Here is a 19,718-nt window from a genome sequence, read left to right as displayed (position 1 = left end):
TTAGCGTCCTTTAAATTCCGGCGTGCGTTTTTCTAAAAAGGCGTTGATGCCCTCACGACGATCTTCGGTACCGCTCAGCAGCGTAAACAGCTGACGTTCTTGCACCAGACCGGCCTGCAACCCCACCTCATGCGCCAGACGCAGCGACTGTTTTGCCGCCCGCAGCGCCAGCGGTGAGCGGCTGGCGATGGTCGCCGCCAGCTTCAGCGCGTATTCATCGGAGAGGTTCGCCGGGTGAATGTCGCTCACCAGCCCGGCCTGCTGTGCGCGTTCGGCATCAATGCTTTCGCCGCTCAGCACCATGCGGCTGGCCAGCGCTTTGCCGACGCTGCGAATAAGACGCTGCGTACCGCCTGCCCCCGGCATGGTGCCGAGGGTAATTTCCGGCAAGCCAAAGCGGGCGTTATCGCCAGCAATCACCAGGTCGCAGAGCAGCGCCAGCTCACAGCCCGCGCCCAGCGCGTAGCCGTTCACCACCGCCAGCAGCGGCTTGTTGAAGGCATCGATACGCGCCCAGAGACGCGGGCGACTATCGTCGAAGGTGGCGGGCAAGTCTTTTTCCGCCATTTCGTTTAGGTCGGCACCCGCAGCGAAGTAGCGCGGGTTACCGCTAATCACGCACACGCTAATGCTGGCGTCTGCCGCCGCGCTTTCCAGCGCCTCGGCAATCTGCGTCAACAGCGCGTTGTTTAACGCATTACGCGCCTGTGGGCGGTTCAGTGTCAGCTGCAGTACGCGGTCGTGACGGGTAATCAGCAGTTCGCTCATGCCATCCCCCGCGCGTCAAAGTCGACCACCACATCGCCGCTGGTTGGCAGCGCCTGGCAGCTCAGTACATAGCCCGCCGCCACTTCATCGGCTTCGAGGCTGTAGTTGGCGGCCATCGCTACTTCACCGCTCACCACCTTGCATTTACAGGTGGCGCAGACGCCGCCTTTACAGGCGAACGGCAGGTCAGCGCCCTGACGCAGCGCGGCGTCGAGAATGCTGTCATCTTCGGCGTTCAGCGAAATCAGGCGATCGCGACCGTCCTGACGAATGGTGACCGTGCGGCCTTCCGCCTGCACGCCGGTGGCGCGTTTCACGCTGGTGCCTGGCGTGTTGAAACGTTCGAGGTGAATGGATTTTTCCGGCACGCCCAGTTCGCGCAGCGCCACTTCGGCTTCATCCATCATCACCGACGGACCACAAATAAAGGCATCGTCAAAGCGGCTGAAATCGAGCAGCGTTTTGCCCAGCGCATGCAGCTTTTCGCCGTCGATGCGCCCTTGCAGCAGGTCGCTGTCCATCGACTCCTGGCTGAACAGATGCACCACCTGCAAACGCTGCGGGTAGCGGTCTTTCAGGTCGGCCAGCGCCTGGCGGAACATCATGCTGTGGCTGCTGCGGTTGCCGTAAATCAGGGTGAACTGGCTGGCCGGTTCGGTGGCAAGCGTGGCTTCGATAATCGCCATCATTGGCGTAATACCAGAACCGGCGGCAATCGCCAGATATTCGGCTTCACGCTCGGCCTGCGGCTGGTAGCCAAAGTGGCCCTGCGGCACCATCACCTCAAGCTCCATGCCCTGCTGGATATCGCTCTGGGCATAGCGGGAGAAACGGCCGCCGTCGATAGCCTTGACCGCCACGCTGATTTCAGACGGCGAACGGCTGCGGCAGATGGAGTAGCAACGACGCAGTTCTTCCCCGCCCAGGCGGGTTTTCAGCGTCAGGTGCTGGCCCGGACGGAAGGCGTAAACGCTACGCAGCGCGTCGGGAATGGCAAAGGTGATAGTGACCGAATCACGGGTTTCCGGTTCGACCTTTGCCACGGTAAGCGAATGAAATGTTGTCATCGCAGCCTCAAATACATTTAAAGTAATCAAAGGGTTCACGGCAGCTGTCGCAGCGATACAGCGCTTTACAGGCCGTGGAACCGAATTCACTGATCAGCGACGTGTGGGTGCTGCCGCAGCGCGGGCACACCACATCTTTCGGCATCTCGTCGACGTGGCAGGCGTGGGCCTGCGGCGGGCTGATACCGTACTGGCGCAGACGCTCACGGGCATCCGGGCTCATCCAGTCGGTGGTCCACGGCGGATCGAGCTGCAGCACGATATGCACCGGCGTATAGCCGTGCTCCGCCATCACCGTCCGAATTTCACCCAGCAGATGTTCGGTGGCCGGGCAACCCGAGTAGGTCGGCGTAAAGCCAATCACCCAGCCGTCGCCGTGACGCTCAACGCGGCGCACCATGCCGAGGTCGGTAATGGTCAGCACCGGCACTTCCGGGTCTGGAATGGCGCTTAACAATCCCCAGACGGTACGAACCTCCGGGGGAGCGATTGCGGCGAGACGTTGCATAGCCACCTCCTGCTACCACTGCTGGCCGGGATACGACCGCTGTAAATACTGCATCTCTGCCAGCATCGGCCCGAGATGTTCGCTGTGCAGACCCTGCTTGCCGCCGCGACGGAACGCCGCTTCTTCAGGGATCTGCAGACCGGCGTCGAGCAGCGCGGTGTGCACCGTTGTCTGCCATTCGGTCTCTAACTCGCGTGGGTCAACGGCGATGCCCTGCTCGCTCAGGCTGATATCCAGCTCGTCAGCCATAAACAGCTCACCGGTGAAACGCCATAGGTTGTTGACCGCCTGCTGCATCAGCTGCGTGGAATAGTCGGTGCCGTTGCCCAGACGCTCCAGCCAGCCGCGGCTAAAGCGCAGGTGATAACGCACCTCTTTCAGCCCTTTGGCGGCGATGGCAGCAATTTGCGCATCGCGGCTGTTGACCAGGCGGCTGAACAGCGCTACGTGCCAGGCATCGATAAAGAACTGACGGGCGATGGTGTCGGCAAAGTTGCCGTTCGGCTGTTCGACCAGCAGCACGTTGCTGAACTGGCGCTCGTCGCGGCCAAAGGCCAGGGTGTCTTCGTCGCCGATGCCGTTCAGTTCGGCGGCGTAGCTCAGGAAGTTGCGCGCCTGACCCAGCAGGTCGAGGCCGATATTGGCCAGCGCCAGGTCAATTTCCAGCTCCGGCGCGTGGCCGCACCAGGCACCTAAACGCTGGGCCAGCACCAGGCCGTTATCGCCAAGACGCAGTGCATAGGTTGCAACGGGGTTTTGCGTGTTCATCGCTGCCTCACATATGTTCCATGCCATCTGGCACGGTGTAGAAGGTCGGATGACGGTAGACCTTGCTCTCGGCCGGGTCGAAAAACTCACCGCGTTCTTCCGGCAGTGAGGCGACAATTTCGCTCGCCTTCACCACCCAGATGGAGCAGCCTTCGCTGCGGCGGGTGTAGGCATCACGGGCGTTTTCCAGCGCCATCTGATCGTCGGCGGCGTGCAGGCTGCCTACGTGACGGTGCGACAGACCCTGTTTGCTGCGGACAAACACTTCGTATAACGGCCAGTATGTTTTGCTCATTCTTTTTCTCCTCAGGCGGCATCGCGAGCGCGTTGTTTTTCGGCATGAGCCAGCGCGGCTTCGCGCACCCATGCCCCCTCTTCCCAGGCTTTGCGCTTGGCGCCCAGACGTTCGTGGTTACAGATGCCACGCCCGTTGATGACTTCATTCAGTTCCTGCCAGTCGATTTCGCCGTAGCGATAGTGACCGGTGGCCTCATCCAGGCGCAGATCAGCGTCCGGCACCTTCATGCCGAGGATGTCGACCTGCGGAACGGTGTTGTCGACGAAGCGCTGACGCAGTTCATCGTTGGAATGCAGTTTGATTTTCCACGCCATGCTGCGGGCGCTGTTTGGTGAGTTGTCATCGCTCGGCCCAAACATCATTAATGCCGGCCACCAGAAGCGGTTGATGGCGTCCTGCAGCATCTGACGCTGTTCTTCACTCCCCGCCGCCAGCGCCATGCAGGCTTCAAAGCCCTGACGCTGGTGGAAGCTCTCTTCTTTGCAGATTTTGACCATCGCACGGGCATATGGGCCGTAGGAGGTACGGCACAGCGCCACCTGGTTAACGATTGCCGCGCCATCGACCAGCCAGCCGATCACGCCGATATCCGCCCAGGTGAGCGTCGGGTAGTTAAAGATGGAGGAGTACTTCATCTGCCCGTCGAGCATCTTCTGGTAGATATCTTCACGAGCGCAGCCGAGGGTTTCCGCCGCGCTATAGAGATAGAGGCCATGCCCGGCTTCGTCCTGCACCTTCGCCAGCAGAATCGCTTTGCGGCGAAGCGTTGGGGCGCGGGTGATCCAGTTGCCTTCCGGCAGCATGCCGACGATTTCCGAATGCGCGTGCTGGCCAATCTGGCGGATCAGCGTCTTGCGGTACGCGTCCGGCATCCAGTCCTGCGGTTCGATGGCGGTATCCTGCGCGATGCGCTGGTCAAAGCGTTGTTCTTCTGTTGTCACGTCATCACCTTATGATTCCGATAAATTCAACAAATCAATTTTTGTGAATCATGTTGTTTTATAAAAGTTACATCTTAGTTAAATAAAACCACAAATTTTGTTTGTGAATTTTGTGATGCGCACCGCAATCCCCATTGATTTATCCCGATGAAACCGAATCATAATCAATACACGTAAAGTGTCTGCGATCTCATTGTTAATAAATTATTAAAATCAGGCTTGCTTTTCATGATTCAGAAAAGAACTATTAAAGGCAGGTTTACGTAACATATTTGGAGAAACACCATGCAGCAGTTAGCCAGCTATTTGTCCGGCACCTGGCAAACCGGCCGGGGCCGTGCCCGCACCATTCACCACGCCATCAGCGGCGAACCGTTGTGGGACGTGACAAGCGAAGGGTTGGATATGGCGCAGGCGCGTCGCTTCGCTATTGAGCACGGCGGCAAAGCGCTTCAGGCGATGACCTTTATTGAACGCAGCGCGATGCTGAAAGCGGTTGCTAAACATCTGATGGAGCTGAAGGCCGATTTCTACGCTATCTCCGCTGAGACCGGCGCAACACGCGGCGATAGCTGGGTGGATATCGAAGGCGGTATCGGCACCCTCTTCACCTACGCCAGCCTCGGTGGCCGCGAACTGCCGGACGACGTGCTGTGGCCGGAAGATGAGCTGATCCCACTGTCCAAACAGGGCGGCTTTGCCGCTCGTCACGTGCTGACGTCAAAGTCCGGCGTCGCGGTGCATATCAACGCCTTTAACTTCCCTTGCTGGGGCATGTTAGAGAAGCTGGCGCCGACCTGGCTTGCCGGGATGCCAGCGATCATCAAACCGGCAACCGCCACCGCCCAACTGACGCAGGCGATGGTGAAAGCGATTATCGACAGCGGCCTGGTGCCGAACGGTGCCATTAGCCTTATCTGCGGCGGCGCGGGCGACCTGCTCGACCACCTCGACAGCCAGGACGTAGTGACCTTTACCGGTTCGGCGCATACCGGGCAGCAGTTGCGCGTGCATCCGAATCTGGTGGCGAAGTCTGTCCCCTTCACCATGGAAGCGGACTCGCTGAACTGCTGCGTGCTGGGCGACGATGTCACCCCAGAACAGCCGGAATTTGCGCTGCTTATCCGTGAAGTAGTGCGTGAGATGACCACCAAGGCCGGGCAAAAATGTACCGCTATCCGCCGCATTATCGTGCCCCAGGCACAGGTAAAAGCGGTGAGCGACGCGCTGATTGCCCGTCTGCAAAAAGTGGTGGTTGGCGACCCGGCGCAGGAAGGCGTGAAGATGGGATCGCTGGTCAACAGCGATCAGCGTCAGGACGTGCAGGATAACGTTAACCGTCTGGTGGACGCGGGATGTGAAGTGCTGCTGGGCGGCAAAGCGGATCTCAGCGCGGCCGGGGCCTTCTTCCCGCCGACGCTGCTGTTCTGCGCGCAGCCGGATGAGGTTTCAGCGGTACATGCCATTGAAGCCTTTGGCCCGGTTGCCACCCTGATGCCGTATCAGAACACCGAACACGCCATGACGCTGGCCCGCGCGGGCGAAGGCAGCCTGGCAGGCACGCTGGTGACGGCGAGCGGCGAACTGGCACGCGAATTTATCCTCGGTGCGGCCCGTGCACACGGGCGTATTCAGGTATTAAACGAAGAGTCCTCGGCGGAATCCACCGGCCACGGCTCCCCGCTACCGCAGCTGGTACACGGCGGCCCGGGACGTGCGGGCGGCGGTGAAGAGCTGGGCGGCCTGCGCGCGGTGAAACATTACATGCAGCGCACCGCAATTCAGGGCAGCCCAACCATGCTCGCCGCGGTAAGCCAGCAATGGGTGCGCGGCGCGCAGGTGGTGGAAGACCGTATTCACCCGTTCCGTAAGTACTTCGAGGAGATCCAGCCGGGCGATAGCCTGCTGACGCCACGCCGTACCCTGACCGAAGCGGATATCGTCAACTTCGCCTGCCTCAGCGGCGACCACTTCTATGCCCATATGGACAAGATTGCGGCAGCCGATTCCATTTTCGGCGAGCGCGTGGTGCACGGCTACTTCCTGATTTCCGCAGCGGCCGGTCTGTTTGTTGACGCGGGCGTCGGCCCGGTGATCGCCAACTACGGTATGGAAAACCTGCGCTTTATCGAGCCGGTTAAGCCGGGCGATACCATCCAGGTGCGCCTGACCTGTAAGCGTAAAACGGTCAAGCGCCAGCGCAACGCCGAAGAGAAAGCCACCGGCGTGGTGGAATGGTCGGTGGAGATTTTCAATCAGCATCAGCAGGCGGTGGCGCTGTACTCGATTCTGACGCTGGTTGCGCGTCAGCACGGGGATTTCCCGGCGTAAGGTCTCTATGTTGTAGCCCGGCCGAGGCGCAGCCGACGCCGGGAATGCCCCACATGAAAACTCAATGCCTCTGCGGAGGCATTTTTTGTAACTGGCAAAACTGACAAACAACCTGGCAAGCGCAAGCAAACGCTTCGTGACGTTCCGCTGTTAGCTTAAGAGACTGAAGCCGAAGTAGCAGCGGCAAGGCACAACATAACGATAAAATGAGGTCACAATGTCAAAAGGCTCGATTCGTTCAAACCGTAAAACAGCGCTGGCGCTGGCCGTCGCCCTGTTCTGCGCCTGGCAAGCCCCGGCCTTCGCCCACGGCGGCGAAGCACATATGGTTCCAATGGACAAAACCCTGCAGGATTTCGGCGCGGACGTTCAGTGGGATGACTACGCACAGATGTACACCCTGATTAAAGACGGGGCGTTCGTGAAGGTAAAACCGGGCGCGAAAACCGCCATCGTCAACGGCAAAACCCTGAACCTGCAGGTGCCGGTGGTGATGAAAGACGGTAAAGCCTGGGTATCCGATACCTTTATCAACGACGTTTTCCAGTCTGGTCTTGATCAAACCTTCCAGGTTGAGAAAGTGCCGCACCCGCTGAACTCGCTCTCTTCTGCTGAAATCAGCGAAGCGGTCACCATCGTGAAGGCCGCACCAGAATTCCAGCCGAATACCCGCTTTACCGAAATCTCCCTCCACGAGCCGGACAAACAGGCGGTGTGGGCATTTGCCTTAAAAGGCACCCCGGTTAACGCCCCGCGTACCGCCGACGTGGTGATGCTGGATGGCAAACACGTGATTGAAGCCGTGGTTGACCTGCAGAATAAAAAAGTCCTCTCCTGGAAACCAATTAAAGACGCACACGGCATGGTGCTGATTGACGACTTCGTCAGCGTGCAGAATATCATCAACGCCAGCACCGAATTTGCTGACGTGCTGAAAAAACACGGCATCAAAGACACCACCAAAGTGGTCACTACCCCGCTGACCGTCGGCTACTTCGGCGGCAAAGACGGCCTGAAGCAGGACGCACGCCTGCTGAAAGTGGTGAGCTATCTGGATACCGGCGATGGCAACTACTGGGCGCACCCGATCGAAAACCTGGTGGCGGTGGTTGACCTTGAGCAGAAGAAAATCATCAAGATTGAAGAAGGCCCGGTGATTCCGGTACCGATGGAAGCCCGTCCGTTTGATGGCCGTGACCGCGTCGCTAAATCGGTGAAACCGCTGGATATCATCGAGCCGGAAGGCAAAAACTACACCATCACCGGCGATATGATCCACTGGCAGAACTGGGACTTTCACCTGCGCCTGAACTCCCGCGTGGGGCCGATTCTCTCCACCGTGACCTATAACGATAACGGCACCAAGCGCCAGGTGATGTACGAAGGCTCGCTGGGCGGGATGATCGTGCCTTACGGTGACCCGGACGTGGGCTGGTACTTCAAAGCGTATCTGGATTCCGGCGACTACGGCATGGGCACCCTGACCTCACCAATCGCGCGCGGCAAAGATGCACCGAACAACGCCGTGCTGCTGGATGAGACCATTGCCGACTACACCGGCACGCCAACCACCATTCCTCGCGCCGTGGCGGTATTCGAACGCTACGCCGGGCCGGAATATAAGCACCAGGAGATGGGCCAGCCGAACGTCAGCACCGAGCGCCGTGAACTGGTGGTCCGCTGGATCAGTACCGTAGGGAACTACGACTACATCTTCGACTGGGTATTCCACGAAAACGGCACCATCGGCATCGATGCCGGGGCGACCGGTATTGAAGCGGTTAAGGGCGTGAAGGCGAAGACCATGCACGACCCAAGCGCCAAAGACGATACCCGTTACGGTACTCTGATCGACCATAATATCGTCGGCACCACCCACCAGCACATTTACAACTTCCGCCTCGACCTCGACGTGGACGGCGAAAATAACAGCCTGGTAGCGATGGACCCGGAAGTGAAGCCGAACACCGCGGGCGGCCCACGTACCAGTACCATGCAGGTGAACCAGTACACCATCGACAGCGAGCAGAAAGCGGCGCAGAAATTCGACCCAGGTACGATTCGTCTGCTGAGCAACACCACCAAAGAAAACCGTATGGGTAACCCGGTCTCCTACCAGATTATCCCTTACGCTGGCGGTACACACCCGGCAGCAACCGGCGCGAAGTTTGCCCCGGACGAGTGGATTTACCACCGCCTGAGCTTTATGGATAAGCAGCTGTGGGTGACCCGTTATCATCAGGAAGAGCGCTATCCGGAAGGGAAATACCCTAACCGTTCCGTGCACGATACCGGCCTCGGCCAGTACGCGAAGGATAACGAGTCGCTGACCAACCACGATGATGTGGTGTGGATCACCACCGGCACCACCCACGTGGCGCGCGCCGAAGAGTGGCCGATTATGCCAACCGAGTGGGCCCACGCGCTGCTGAAACCGTGGAACTTCTTTGATGAAACGCCGACGCTGGGCGAGAAGAAGAAGTAATTCGAAAATAGTGCGCCGCCGCATTTGCCGCGCGGCGCTTTTTAACACCTGACGCTAGTTCCAGTTCTGGATCCTGAAGCGTAATTGCCCTGAGATGCCTGGCTCCGAGGGGCGTTCTTTTCCTGATCCATCCACGGTGACGCTTTGTACCGGAATCATCACCTCACACGCCCCGTTTTCGCCGTTCACCTGCTCAGGTTTCAACACCACATCCGCACTGGCAAACCCCGTATCCTGCCACGCATATTTTATTTTCCACGCGGTTTCATCATTAGGCGGCGTGACTATCTCCAGGATAAGCGAATTACGGAACAGATACGCGCCTTCAAAATGTTCATTAAACCAGTACCGCTTTTCAATCTCATAGTCTGGGATTTTTACGCCTAACGTCAAACTGTAGGCTAATGAAGGTCGATTTTTTTTCACCCTCGCCCGTTTTGACAAAAAGACACTGGAGAGGTACAGCGATGCGGGTTTCTTTTGATTCCATTCAGCCTGCGTCAAACAGGCCACGGAATCCTCTTCGGCGACGCGTCGGGTTAACGACCAGGGCTTACCTCTTGGCGAAGCAATCACCTCAACCTGATAGATAGCGTCAATTTTTGACTCATCGCCCCCCGTCGCTTTAATCGCAGCTGGCGGCAAACGGATATCATTAATGTCGAGCCAAATATCAACGCGCACATCGCCAAATAAAAACCGTGATAGGTTCTGGTAGGCCTCTTCACTGTTAACGATACCAAAATAACCAGAGTGCGCTCGATAGGTAAATGCTTTAGCGCAGGGCGCACTGATCACATCATTCTTATTCAAACCATTTAATGTGGCATTCTCAATTTTAACGAGGCCATCGCTACCGTTACCGACAAAGGTTCGGGACAGGCCCGCGGCGGCATCATAATCAAGACGGTTGGTCCCAACCATGGTAAATATTTTTGATGACGGCATACAGGATTCTGGAATGGCATCAACGCGGCCGGTACGTTTAAAGAATGTCCTGAGATTAAGATAATCCGCCATACGTTCGCGATTAAAATTGGTCACGCTGCTTTGCCAGGGGAGATCGGGAATGTTAAGCCCACCAACCTCAATGCCATTATGGGGTGTTGCATAGGTGAAAAATTTATCAATGCTCCGGCCCATATTTTCAGGGTCCAGCACCGAATTTTGCAAAAAAGCACGGCAGATAAGTCCCCCCATTGAATGGGCAACCAGGTAGCAGCGAAAATCCCCTTTATCCTGTACTCCGCTATCCGGGTTGTTTAACAACAGTTGCCGTACCTTTGCTAGCAGGCGGGAAAGCCCGCTGGCGGCCTCTTCAATTGACGGGGTTTTACCCGAACCGATCAGAGTAGATGCATCATCATAGTAACGATAGATAATGACTGATTTATCGTCCAGGGTATTGCCCGTCGGTTGTCCTGAGGAATCTAAGGCCCAATTATCATCAATAATATCTAACCCTTGTTCAAAAACATCGCTATAACCATATTCTGAAGCCAGTCGAATAATGGGAGACTCAAAATAGAATTTCCGTGGTCGGTCTTTCTGACTCGCCGAAGCACGTAGCAACGTTGACCCCAAATTAAAACCATTAAAAGGATCTGCCGTCGTTTCATTAACGTCGCGGGTGGTCATCGCATATCCGCGAACATAAATAATGGGATAAAATGGTGATTTTTTGTTAGCCATATCAGGCTCCACTATATTAATCGGGATAACGGGAAAGGCCATACAGACCTTTGAATTTATCATTGGTTGCGGAAACCACTAAACTGGCCCATGAATAATGGAAGGTATTCACCCGCGAAGGATAAGCACCGCGATTTCCTTCTATCGTCCACAACACCCCATCGGCATAGCCTTGAACAATGCCTACATGCCCGTACCAGGCGGTAGCTTTAGGGTTGACGGGGTCTATTCTAAGCCAACAGATGATGTCACCCGGCTGCGGCGGATGACTTAAATCAGGGGTATAACTATGCCCCAATGATTTCATATTATTATGTAATGCCTGAGCCGATAGCGGGTAGCCAAATAATGGCGTGTGGCCGAGGGTCTGTGAAAAACAATAACTCACGAACGCAGCACACCAGCTATCTCCCTGTTGGCCATGCCCGGCTAAATATTTAATGATGTCGGGACCATGATTATCTTTTCCTGATTCACCCCGTCCCAACTCACCCTGCGCTATCTGTAACGCGGAAAGACCAATAAGGCTTCCGCCCGCTGTGGCGAGCGTCGGCGACGCTGTGTTCTGGCTAAATGCCGGATGTTTTCCCAACGCAGCATCCAGCGCCCATCGCGTGTGCGGGCCGACCTTGCCATCAATAACGAGCGGTTGACCTGATGCATCAAGATTAGCCACCTGAAATGCCTCAACCGTTTTTTTCACAAGCAGGTCAAAGGTATCGGTACGGGCCAGATTAAAATGCAATGTGCGTAGGTCATCCACTAATTTTGAAACTGCACTGCCTTTGTCACCTGATTTAAGCATGATATATGCCTCTGATTATCATTTAACTCGAACATGAATGCACTAAAGAAATAAAACATAAAAAAATAATAAGAGAGTAAGGTAAATGTACAAATGGCTGTCGCCCAGCTTTCCAAAGAGTAATTATCTGTCGACGCCTACCTTTCGAATAAGCACGAAACCAGAAGTGATAGATTTGAAAAGGAACGGGGGGTTCTCGCCGCTCTGAAAATATTTTTCTATAACTCTGATTCTTTCAGATATTGCATATTGAAATGTTTTCCATGTCGCCTCAAGGTACCAAAAGCAAACCGCCATCAGGGCAATAGCCACGAACGTCAAAGTACTTACACCTTTGGATTGGTCAGTACCAAGGACAAAACCGGTAATCGAAGCGGCCGCCAGCCAGCCCTTTATCTGCAACGCGCGTCGATCATAGTCTTCGTATTGGTCCTGAGGTTTTAAATACTCATCTCGTAGAAAGCTATCCTCTGTGCTACCCATACAAAACCTCACTCAGTAACGTGATGATTTCCATAAAGCATATCGATGCTACTTTAGATAAAGTGAAATTTAATTTACTTTAGGTTCAAGCAAGTAATAAAAATTATTTCCCAAAGCCGGATAAACATACAATTTATCATAGTTATCTCTTACCATAGTTCAAGCATGGCAGTATTAGATAATGCATTTTTATTATTTAGCAATTTGTACTCATGCTTGAATCACACTATTTAACTAAGAGGATCTTAGTAGGGAATGTGCTATCGCCTGTTATTTATCGCTGAATATGAACTAATTTGGTCAGTAGCCTGACTTGGTGGTTCACGTTGCGGTGGCTTTCGCTGGCCGTTGCGGCGGCAACGGCAGCAGAATAGAACTGATTTAAACACCTATTGGCAAGTAACCCTGCCATTCAGGCCGATCGCGGCAGCCGTTCTCACAAGGTGTAAGATGAATAAACATCTCACCGAGTTTTTCAAGCAGCAGGCAGTCATCGACCTCAACCAAATTGTCTTTATGTTGCTGAAAGGCACCACAAAGCAGCGTGCTCAGCGCTTTTTTCTTCGCCTCCAGGGCACTCTCTGCAACAAACAAATCATATTCGTGCAGCTCGGCAAGCGTGTCGGGGCTGTAGCCGCCCGCATTGACGAAAAACAATCGTAATGCAGACTGAGGCGGCTCAGGTGAAAGCGTGACAGCATAGCCGTCTGCCCAGGTAATACGGCTGTAACCGTCGATATGAATTTTATCGCTATCGCCGAACCATGATTCACGAAGCGCAGGCCAGGCTTCCTGCGGCTCATGGGCTGCAACGAACTGAATATCATGCACTTCAATATTCGATTTTCCCGCATTCCCACCAATATAAAACATAAACAAATGCATGCTAAACCTCATCGATTGCTCTAATCGCTATATATTTGACTATATATCGATTTGTGCCGCAACTGCCTTATTTCCTGACGTCGATGATATCCAGCACTGGCTTTGACGACACCCTGGTAGGATAACTTAATGTTATCCCTACATTTGGTGGTAGCGACGTAAAGGTTGTTCATCTATCCTGCTTTATTAGTGAGCGGATGGTGATAGTGCGATATCCCCCCTTACGAGTCTTGTTTATAACCACTATTTTTATGTTCTAACGTTAAAGGGATTAAAAGCATGCCGTTGCCGGAAAGGATGAACCCCGCCAAAGTCAGTAGTAAAAAGATCAACGAACTCGCCAAAAACGCTGAGATGATACTGTCTAAAATTGACGAAGGGTCCGATCAGGAAGACCCGGTTCTGGTGGCCATGATGGCCGAATGGAACGAGCAGGTTTTAAGCCCCTATGCATTTTCTGATTTCAGAGATTTTTCCTCCTGGACCAGTGCCCGGGAATTTACCAGAATGGCTTTTAATCTGGATAAATTTTACCCAGATTTTACGTGGGAAGAATTGATTCAAACAATCAATTTCATTTGTGCCTGCGAGGGCAAGGAATCCGAACAAATTTTCGCGCTTTCATTACTTGAGTGTAATTTTGATGGTAATCCATCTGACCTCATATATTGGCCGGATAGTTGGTTCCAGAACCCTGAAATGTTACACGTGGACCTTAGTGCAGAAGAGATTGCGGGGTATCTGATGGCCCGTTCAGAAAGGCGCTTGATTGATGCTCCAGATATAGCGTTGAGATATCCAATACCGGGCAATAATTAATTATTGAATAACCGTTATCTTCCTATATTCCTGGTTAAAGGCTACGTTCGATTCGTATCCCGGCCAACCGCGACGCCGCCGGGATCGTACCCGATGTCAAGCCGTTAAACTTTTGTTTTCCCGCCGTTCTAAAATACGCTATCGTCATCCTCAATCTGGCACCGACCAGCCGCATAGCAACGGCACCGCCCTACGCTATGGATCCATTGCTTATACCCACGAGGTTAGTCATGCAGCAGCATGTCAGATTTGGCCGTATCGCGGCCGTGCTCCCCGTTAAAGATATCCAGCTTGCCAAAGCGTTCTACGTTGATGGGCTCAATTTTGACGTCGTTTTTGAAAACGGCGATCCGGTGGGGTTTGTGATATTGAAGCGCGAGGCGGCGGAACTGCATTTGACGTTGCAGCCGCAGCACAAAGCGGCAACCTTTCCTATCGCGCACCTGCTTGTTGATGATGCCAACGCCCTGTACTCACACTGTCAGGCTTTAGGGGCAAGGATCGTCAAAGGGATTCAGGATAAGGATTACGGTATTCGCGCCTTTGTGTTTGCTGACCTGGATGGGAACCGGATTGATGTTGGGCAGATTATAGGGGAATAACGGTTTTAAGTAGCCGGGCGGAGCGAAGCTACGCCCACTATTACCTACGGCTTGAAGATTATTTTAAGCGTTAATGATTCAGGTCGTTAAATTTGTTATTTTACTTTTAGCAACCTTTTTAATAAAAGTTGCTAAGTATCGGTCTTAAGTGAAAAGAAAAAATTCGCTAAATAATTAGCCCTGCTAAAATATAAGGATTTGTAGTTTTCTCTGATTTTATATTCTTGATATTACGAGTATGCAAACAAAAAATTTAAGTCCCTCATGGTAAAGCAGACTACAAAGTGGGGTATTAGGCGCCCATATGTTCAAAAATTAGTCAACACGTCAACTTCTCGTTCAGAGTGGTCAGTTCAGCTCAGTGAGTTGGTCCGCTTCGTGCCTGAAGCGGACTTTGATAACCATCAGTAAACGAATTAGTGTTAATTCATATATTAATTTTCATTGGCATCATTAAAGACAGCTTTACTCTTAGTATCTGAATCTATCCATTTATCTTTTTTAGAGCTATAAACTCTTGAACCATCGAGAGAATAATATTGAACAAATACAGAGTCCTTAAAACCCTGATCAGCTAATTCTCTTGCTTCCCACTCTGATACAATGTAGTTATCAGACAGGATTATCACGTCTGTAACACCTTCAATTCCTTTGTCTGTAAGATGTGCTGCATTTTTAGTCCAGCGGTTTGTATATGTACTAACATATAAAGAAGTTAACCCCTTAACCGTTCTGGCACGTTTGGCATAATCTTCTATGTCAGGCATCCAAACAGCATCCTTTAGTTCATCTGCGTGTTGTTTCGCATACTCCACATCCTGAGGAGTAGCGTGAGGGCTGTTCTGTATGTCAGTAGCTGCCCATCTATGTGAACTCGCATAAAACGCAACATCCTGAGCATAAGCCATAAGATTAGCTTTACGGTCTACTTCTTGACTATGTTCCTGATATTGGAAGTAACCCACGATTACTACACAAATCAATGCTACGATACCAATAGTAACGCCAATCCATTTCCATACTCTGCGGGGTAATATCTTAATTATTACGACAATTAATAGTACTGCGACCAGAAAAAGCACAAAGCTCAACATATCAATCCCAATTTATAAATAGATAATTACTGTGCATATTATATTAACATGCTTACGATATCTTGTGAAAATAAAACAACCTAGCCTATGTATTAGTTTTATATTTAACTAACTGAAATTAATAAATAACCATTGATACAAGAGGGGGGAAGTTCCTCCCAATCCCCCCACAGCACCATTACCTATTTTCATTTCTGCGATCCCCCTTCCAGCCCCCACTATTGCCCACCCCCACTAACCGCTGTACCCTATGCCGGTACCTGCAAAATCAGGTACCGGGATTAGCCTCCTGACCTAACTTCATCGAGAAACGTGCGCATGTCGTTCGCACTGTCACCATCTCAATGGTGGGCCAGCGGGGCGTCGAAAGATGCACCGGTATCGATGAGTAGGTTGTTCTAACTCCATCTGATTTAGCCACCAATGAGAGAGAAAAATCACTCATCGGAGGCTGCCCCATGGCAACACCCCTCACCCCAACTACCGTACCCGATTTCACCCACTGCGAGTTTTACTCCTTCGTGGAAGGCCGCGCCGTTCACCTTGGCGGAGATTGGCTCGCCCAGGCCGGATTTATCGACGGCATGCCCGTTAAAGTCCGCGTGATGAAAGATTGCATTGTGATTACCCCGCAGAATACCCGCGAACTATGGGGCTGCATTGAAGGCATGAGCGTGGCGAATATCAACCAGCGGAAAGTGAAAGCCTGGCTGAAGACCTTTCCAGGCGCGTTGAATGATTCCGGCGATATTCCGGCAATCAAGCGCAGTAAATCCGGTGGCAAATTCCAGGGATAATCGTAGCCCGGCCGAGCGGCGCGACGCCGGGAATCTCGTGGATGGGACAAAAATGCCTGATAGCGTTTCGCTTATCAGGCCTATCTTTTGCAATCAGCCGTCACGCTAAAGATATCACCGGTTTCTGGTAGGTCAGAGCGACGCCCGGATTGAGTAAAATGGTCTACAAGAGCCTGATGGTGCTTCCCTTTACCCATATGGAAATATTGACGTGATTGATTTCATTAATTTTAACCACCGCCATCAACAACTCACTGCGTTATTACCGCCGACTCAAGATGTGGCTGAATATGTGGTAGCCGGATTAACTATTCGCTGCTTTGAACCGGAAGACGCCGTCGAAGATGTGCTGCTTGTTTATCACGGCGGTGGCGTCAATTCAGATGCGGGTTACGATATCCTTGCGCACCAGATAAGCCATCGCGGGTCGGTGTGTACCTGCCTTATCGATATCCGTGGGCACGGATTATCGTTGGGTCATAAAGGAAGCATTGCGCATCCGCAGCAGGTCTGGCGGGATGTCGACACGGTGCTTCAACATGTGCACGAAAAGTTCCCTCGTGCCAGAGTTCATCTGCTGGGCCATTCCAGCGGAGGGGGAATGCTGATCAATTATTTTACGCGTTACACCCCATCGCAAAAAAGTGACAGCCTGATTTTACTGGCCCCTGAATTGGGGCCTTTTGCGCCAGCCAATATTCACAACAGAACGTCGGTTCCCTTCGCGTCGGTAAGCCAGTGGCCTTTCATACTCAATGCACTCAGTGGCGGATTACTGTGTGGCAACCGTTTCGCCGTGAGGCTTAATTTCCCCAAAGAGGTGATGTTATTAAGGCCTGAATTTGTCCAGCGCTACAGCGTAAATATGGCAAATGCGTTAACACCGCGTCAGCCCGCTAAACAAATTGCCGCATTGCCACTCCCTGTCACGGTTCTGATTGCCGAAAAAGATGAGTTATTTGATGCAGGCCAGATGTCAGAATTTGTCGAAGGATGCGGTAACCCGAATTTACGCACCAGGATGATTGCGCGCGGTAAACACCTGGATTGTATTTTTGATGCCAGTGAAGAAATTCATCAGCATTTGAAGCGGTGCAGGGATTTGGCTCCACGGCGGTAGAAATTAACCAGACGGTAATGGGCAATTCCCTCAGCCTGGCGGTTTTGCTACACAGGTTGTCACCTTTGCGTCGGTAATCCCTATGCTGATTGAGCAGGATAAAGGGAGACCAACGCAAAGGAGAGACACCATGCTGCAAGCACCATCGCAAAAATATTCCCCCCATACCCCCATTGCCCTGCCTGACCGCCAGTGGCCAGACAAACAGCTGACGCACGCCCCGCGCTGGCTTTCTACCGACCTGCGTGACGGTAATCAGGCGCTGGCGGAACCGATGGACTCGGTTCGAAAATTACGTTTCTGGGAACTGCTGCTCAAATGTGGTTTCAAGGAGATTGAAGTGGCCTTTCCCGCCGCGTCGGAGACGGATTTCCAGTTTGTCCGCCAGCTGATTGAGGACAAACTGATACCCAAAGACGTCACGATTCAGGTGTTAACGCAGGCGCGTAGCGACCTGATTGAACGCACCTTTGCGGCACTGGATGGCGCGGATAGCGCGACGGTGCATCTGTATAACGCCACGGCCCCCCTTTTCCGTGAACTGGTGTTCCGCCAAAGCAAAGCCGAAATCATCCAGCTGGCCGTCAGCGCGACACGAAAAATTCGCGCCCTGTGCGAAGCCAATCCGCAGACCCGGTGGCGTTATGAATATTCCCCGGAAACGTTTTGTTTTACCGAGCCCGATTTTGCGCTGCAAATATGTGAAGCGGTCGCCGATGTCTGGGAGCCCTCCCCGGAAAGGCCAATGATCATTAACCTGCCTGCGACCGTTGAGGTGAATACCCCCAACGTGTACGCCGATCAGATTGAGTATTTTTGCCGCCATTTCTCACGACGCCACGCCGTCTGTATCAGCGTGCATCCGCATAATGATCGCGGCTGCGGCATCGCGAGCGCGGAACTGGCCATACTCGCCGGCGCGGACCGCGTAGAGGGATGTCTGTTTGGTAATGGTGAACGGACCGGGAACGTTTGTCTGGTCACGCTGGCCATGAACCTCTACAGCCAGGGGATCTCCCCGCAACTTGATTTTAGCGATATGAAGCACGTCGTTGAAGAGGTCGAACAATGTAACCAATTGCCAGTGCATCCCCGCCATCCTTATGCGGGTAAGCTCGCCTTCACCGCGTTCTCCGGCTCACACCAGGACGCGATTAAAAAAGGCTTTACGGCTCGGACGCAATCCGCTTCTGAGCGCTGGGAGATGCCCTACCTTCCCGTCGACCCGAATGATATTGGCTGCAGCTACGAAGCGGTTATTCGCGTGAATAGCCAGTCTGGCAAAAGCGGTGCAGCATGGATATTAGAACAAAATCACGGTCTTAAATTACCGCGCCGCCTGCAGCAGGACTTTAGTCACCACGTTCAGATGCAGACCGACAGCCATGGTCGCGAGATGACGCTGGCTGATATCTGGCTGTTGTTCCGCAAGATCTATATTCACCATCCATCCTCCGCGTGGCAACTGCTGGAATACCAGAGTGAGAGTCTGGAAGAAGGTGGAACGTCGCTGCGGGCACGCGTTCAGACCGCAGAAGGCATCATCTCGTTAAATGGTAAAGGGAATGGGTTACTTTCTGCGGCTGCCGATGCGCTGAAATCGCGGTACAGCATTGCCTTCGCCATTGAAGACTATCATGAGCATACCCTTGGCAGGCATAACGAAAGTCGTTCTGCGGCGTATATCTGCTGTACCTTTGCTGATGGCGAAAGCCGCTGGGGAGTGTGCATCAACAACGATGTTGCGCGGGCGTCATTGCAGGCATTGCTGAATGCATTGCCCCTTGTTCAGCGTGACTGAAAGTAATCACTTGGGGACGCGCCCAGAATACGGCGGAACATCGCACTGAATGCGCTGTGGCTCTCATAGCCAAGCTCCAGAGCCACACGCAAAACCGATTGCCCCTGAGCAAGATAGTTGAGTGCAATCATCAGTTTTGCCCGTCGCACCCACTCGCTGAATGAAAGCCCCGTTTGTTTCTGGAAATGCCGTAACAGCGTTCTCTCACTCATGTTGAGTTGGGCCGCGGCCATGGCGGCGGTCCAGGGCTTGCCGGGTTCATGCTGAATCTGCTGACACAACGCCTGCAGTGCGGGTGTTTTCGGTTCCGGAAGGTTAAACGGCAGTACGTTCATCACGCGGATCTCATCAAGGATCAGTTCGTAGATCCTTTCTTCTCGCGTGCCGGCATGGTAATGCTGTTGTGGTCAACTAAAACTGGCCACCGCGTTAGAGTTTTTCCAGTATCGGTTTT

17 protein-coding genes and 2 pseudogenes are annotated in these 19,718 nt (G+C 53.3%); 7 read left to right on the top strand and 12 right to left on the bottom strand.

Features of this window, described 5'->3' with window-relative positions; genetic code table 11:
- The 6 genes from paaF to paaA are packed head-to-tail and all read right to left on the bottom strand — an operon-like array spanning nt 1 to nt 4,350.
- Nucleotides 1-768 carry a 2,3-dehydroadipyl-CoA hydratase PaaF gene (gene paaF / locus V6944_RS20240; protein ID WP_333500252.1) on the bottom strand — a complete coding sequence of 256 codons (768 nt, stop codon included), beginning with the start codon at nt 766-768 and terminating at the stop codon, nt 1-3.
- The gene (gene paaE, locus V6944_RS20235) at nt 765-1,835 is read right to left on the bottom strand and encodes a 1,2-phenylacetyl-CoA epoxidase subunit PaaE (RefSeq protein WP_333500251.1); all 1,071 of its coding nucleotides are present in this window, start codon (nt 1,833-1,835) and stop codon (nt 765-767) included. The genes paaF and paaE overlap by 4 nt, the downstream gene beginning before the upstream one ends.
- A gap of 7 nt (nt 1,836-1,842) precedes the next feature.
- Entirely contained in the window at nt 1,843-2,343 is a 501-nt protein-coding gene (gene paaD, locus V6944_RS20230) for a 1,2-phenylacetyl-CoA epoxidase subunit PaaD (protein WP_333500250.1), read from the bottom strand.
- Between the two features lie 12 nt (nt 2,344-2,355).
- Nucleotides 2,356-3,111 carry a 1,2-phenylacetyl-CoA epoxidase subunit PaaC gene (gene paaC / locus V6944_RS20225; RefSeq protein WP_333500249.1) on the bottom strand — a complete coding sequence of 252 codons (756 nt, stop codon included), beginning with the start codon at nt 3,109-3,111 and terminating at the stop codon, nt 2,356-2,358.
- Nucleotides 3,112-3,118: 7 nt separating this feature from the next.
- Nucleotides 3,119-3,406 carry a 1,2-phenylacetyl-CoA epoxidase subunit PaaB gene (gene paaB / locus V6944_RS20220; protein ID WP_333500248.1) on the bottom strand — a complete coding sequence of 96 codons (288 nt, stop codon included), beginning with the start codon at nt 3,404-3,406 and terminating at the stop codon, nt 3,119-3,121.
- An 11-nt stretch (nt 3,407-3,417) separates the two neighbouring features.
- Nucleotides 3,418-4,350: a 1,2-phenylacetyl-CoA epoxidase subunit PaaA gene (gene paaA, locus V6944_RS20215; RefSeq protein ID WP_333500247.1), complete on the bottom strand. Its 933-nt coding sequence runs from the start codon at nt 4,348-4,350 to the stop codon at nt 3,418-3,420.
- Nucleotides 4,351-4,635: 285 nt separating this feature from the next.
- On the opposite strand from paaA, the gene paaZ reads away from it, so the two are divergent.
- Both paaZ and tynA read left to right on the top strand, forming a co-directional pair.
- The gene (gene paaZ / locus V6944_RS20210) at nt 4,636-6,681 is read left to right on the top strand and encodes a phenylacetic acid degradation bifunctional protein PaaZ (protein WP_333500246.1); all 2,046 of its coding nucleotides are present in this window, start codon (nt 4,636-4,638) and stop codon (nt 6,679-6,681) included.
- Between the two features lie 217 nt (nt 6,682-6,898).
- Nucleotides 6,899-9,166, top strand: coding sequence for a primary-amine oxidase (tynA, locus tag V6944_RS20205; RefSeq protein ID WP_333500245.1), 2,268 nt, complete (start codon nt 6,899-6,901; stop codon nt 9,164-9,166).
- A 54-nt stretch (nt 9,167-9,220) separates the two neighbouring features.
- Here tynA and V6944_RS20200 read toward each other — a convergent pair whose 3' ends face one another.
- The 4 genes from V6944_RS20200 to V6944_RS20185 all read right to left on the bottom strand — a co-directional run bounded on the left by V6944_RS20200 (nt 9,221) and on the right by V6944_RS20185 (nt 13,031).
- Nucleotides 9,221-10,858, bottom strand: coding sequence for a hypothetical protein (locus tag V6944_RS20200; protein ID WP_333500244.1), 1,638 nt, complete (start codon nt 10,856-10,858; stop codon nt 9,221-9,223).
- Nucleotides 10,859-10,874: 16 nt separating this feature from the next.
- Nucleotides 10,875-11,663, bottom strand: coding sequence for a CHAP domain-containing protein (locus V6944_RS20195; protein WP_333500243.1), 789 nt, complete (start codon nt 11,661-11,663; stop codon nt 10,875-10,877).
- Between the two features lie 123 nt (nt 11,664-11,786).
- Nucleotides 11,787-12,146, bottom strand: coding sequence for a hypothetical protein (locus V6944_RS20190; protein WP_333500242.1), 360 nt, complete (start codon nt 12,144-12,146; stop codon nt 11,787-11,789).
- Between the two features lie 381 nt (nt 12,147-12,527).
- Nucleotides 12,528-13,031 (bottom strand): DUF1543 domain-containing protein, encoded by a 504-nt coding sequence (locus tag V6944_RS20185; RefSeq protein ID WP_333500241.1) that lies wholly within the window; start codon nt 13,029-13,031, stop codon nt 12,528-12,530.
- A 279-nt stretch (nt 13,032-13,310) separates the two neighbouring features.
- Here V6944_RS20185 and V6944_RS20180 point away from each other — a divergent pair, with 279 nt between their 5' ends.
- Complete coding sequence (locus tag V6944_RS20180; protein WP_333500240.1) at nt 13,311-13,850, top strand: hypothetical protein; 540 nt, start codon at nt 13,311-13,313, stop codon at nt 13,848-13,850.
- Nucleotides 13,851-14,080: 230 nt separating this feature from the next.
- A complete protein-coding gene (locus V6944_RS20175; RefSeq protein ID WP_333500239.1) occupies nt 14,081-14,452 on the top strand; it encodes a VOC family protein in 372 nt (123 codons plus the stop codon).
- Between the two features lie 434 nt (nt 14,453-14,886).
- Here the strand turns inward: V6944_RS20175 and V6944_RS20170 are convergent, their stop codons facing one another.
- Nucleotides 14,887-15,546: a hypothetical protein gene (locus V6944_RS20170; RefSeq protein WP_333500238.1), complete on the bottom strand. Its 660-nt coding sequence runs from the start codon at nt 15,544-15,546 to the stop codon at nt 14,887-14,889.
- Between the two features lie 539 nt (nt 15,547-16,085).
- On the opposite strand from V6944_RS20170, the pseudogene V6944_RS20165 reads away from it, so the two are divergent.
- From V6944_RS20165 to leuA, 3 genes and pseudogenes are all read left to right on the top strand, one after another.
- Nucleotides 16,086-16,343, top strand: a pseudogene (locus V6944_RS20165) (SymE family type I addiction module toxin); the annotation flags it as partial.
- Between the two features lie 211 nt (nt 16,344-16,554).
- The gene (locus V6944_RS20160; RefSeq protein WP_333500237.1) at nt 16,555-17,463 is read left to right on the top strand and encodes an alpha/beta hydrolase; all 909 of its coding nucleotides are present in this window, start codon (nt 16,555-16,557) and stop codon (nt 17,461-17,463) included.
- Between the two features lie 130 nt (nt 17,464-17,593).
- Nucleotides 17,594-19,264: a 2-isopropylmalate synthase gene (leuA, locus tag V6944_RS20155; RefSeq protein WP_333500236.1), complete on the top strand. Its 1,671-nt coding sequence runs from the start codon at nt 17,594-17,596 to the stop codon at nt 19,262-19,264.
- Here the strand turns inward: leuA and V6944_RS20150 are convergent.
- A pseudogene (locus V6944_RS20150) lies at nt 19,252-19,665 on the bottom strand (helix-turn-helix transcriptional regulator); the annotation flags it as partial. The gene leuA and the pseudogene V6944_RS20150 overlap by 13 nt on opposite strands.
- Nucleotides 19,666-19,718 lie beyond the last annotated feature (53 nt).

It is taken from the genome of Kluyvera sp. CHPC 1.2972, from assembly GCF_036759925.1.
GTDB lineage: Bacteria > Pseudomonadota > Gammaproteobacteria > Enterobacterales > Enterobacteriaceae > Kluyvera.
The sequence above is the reverse complement of the archived record's forward strand: the minus strand, read 5'-3'. Positions and strand labels throughout refer to the sequence as shown.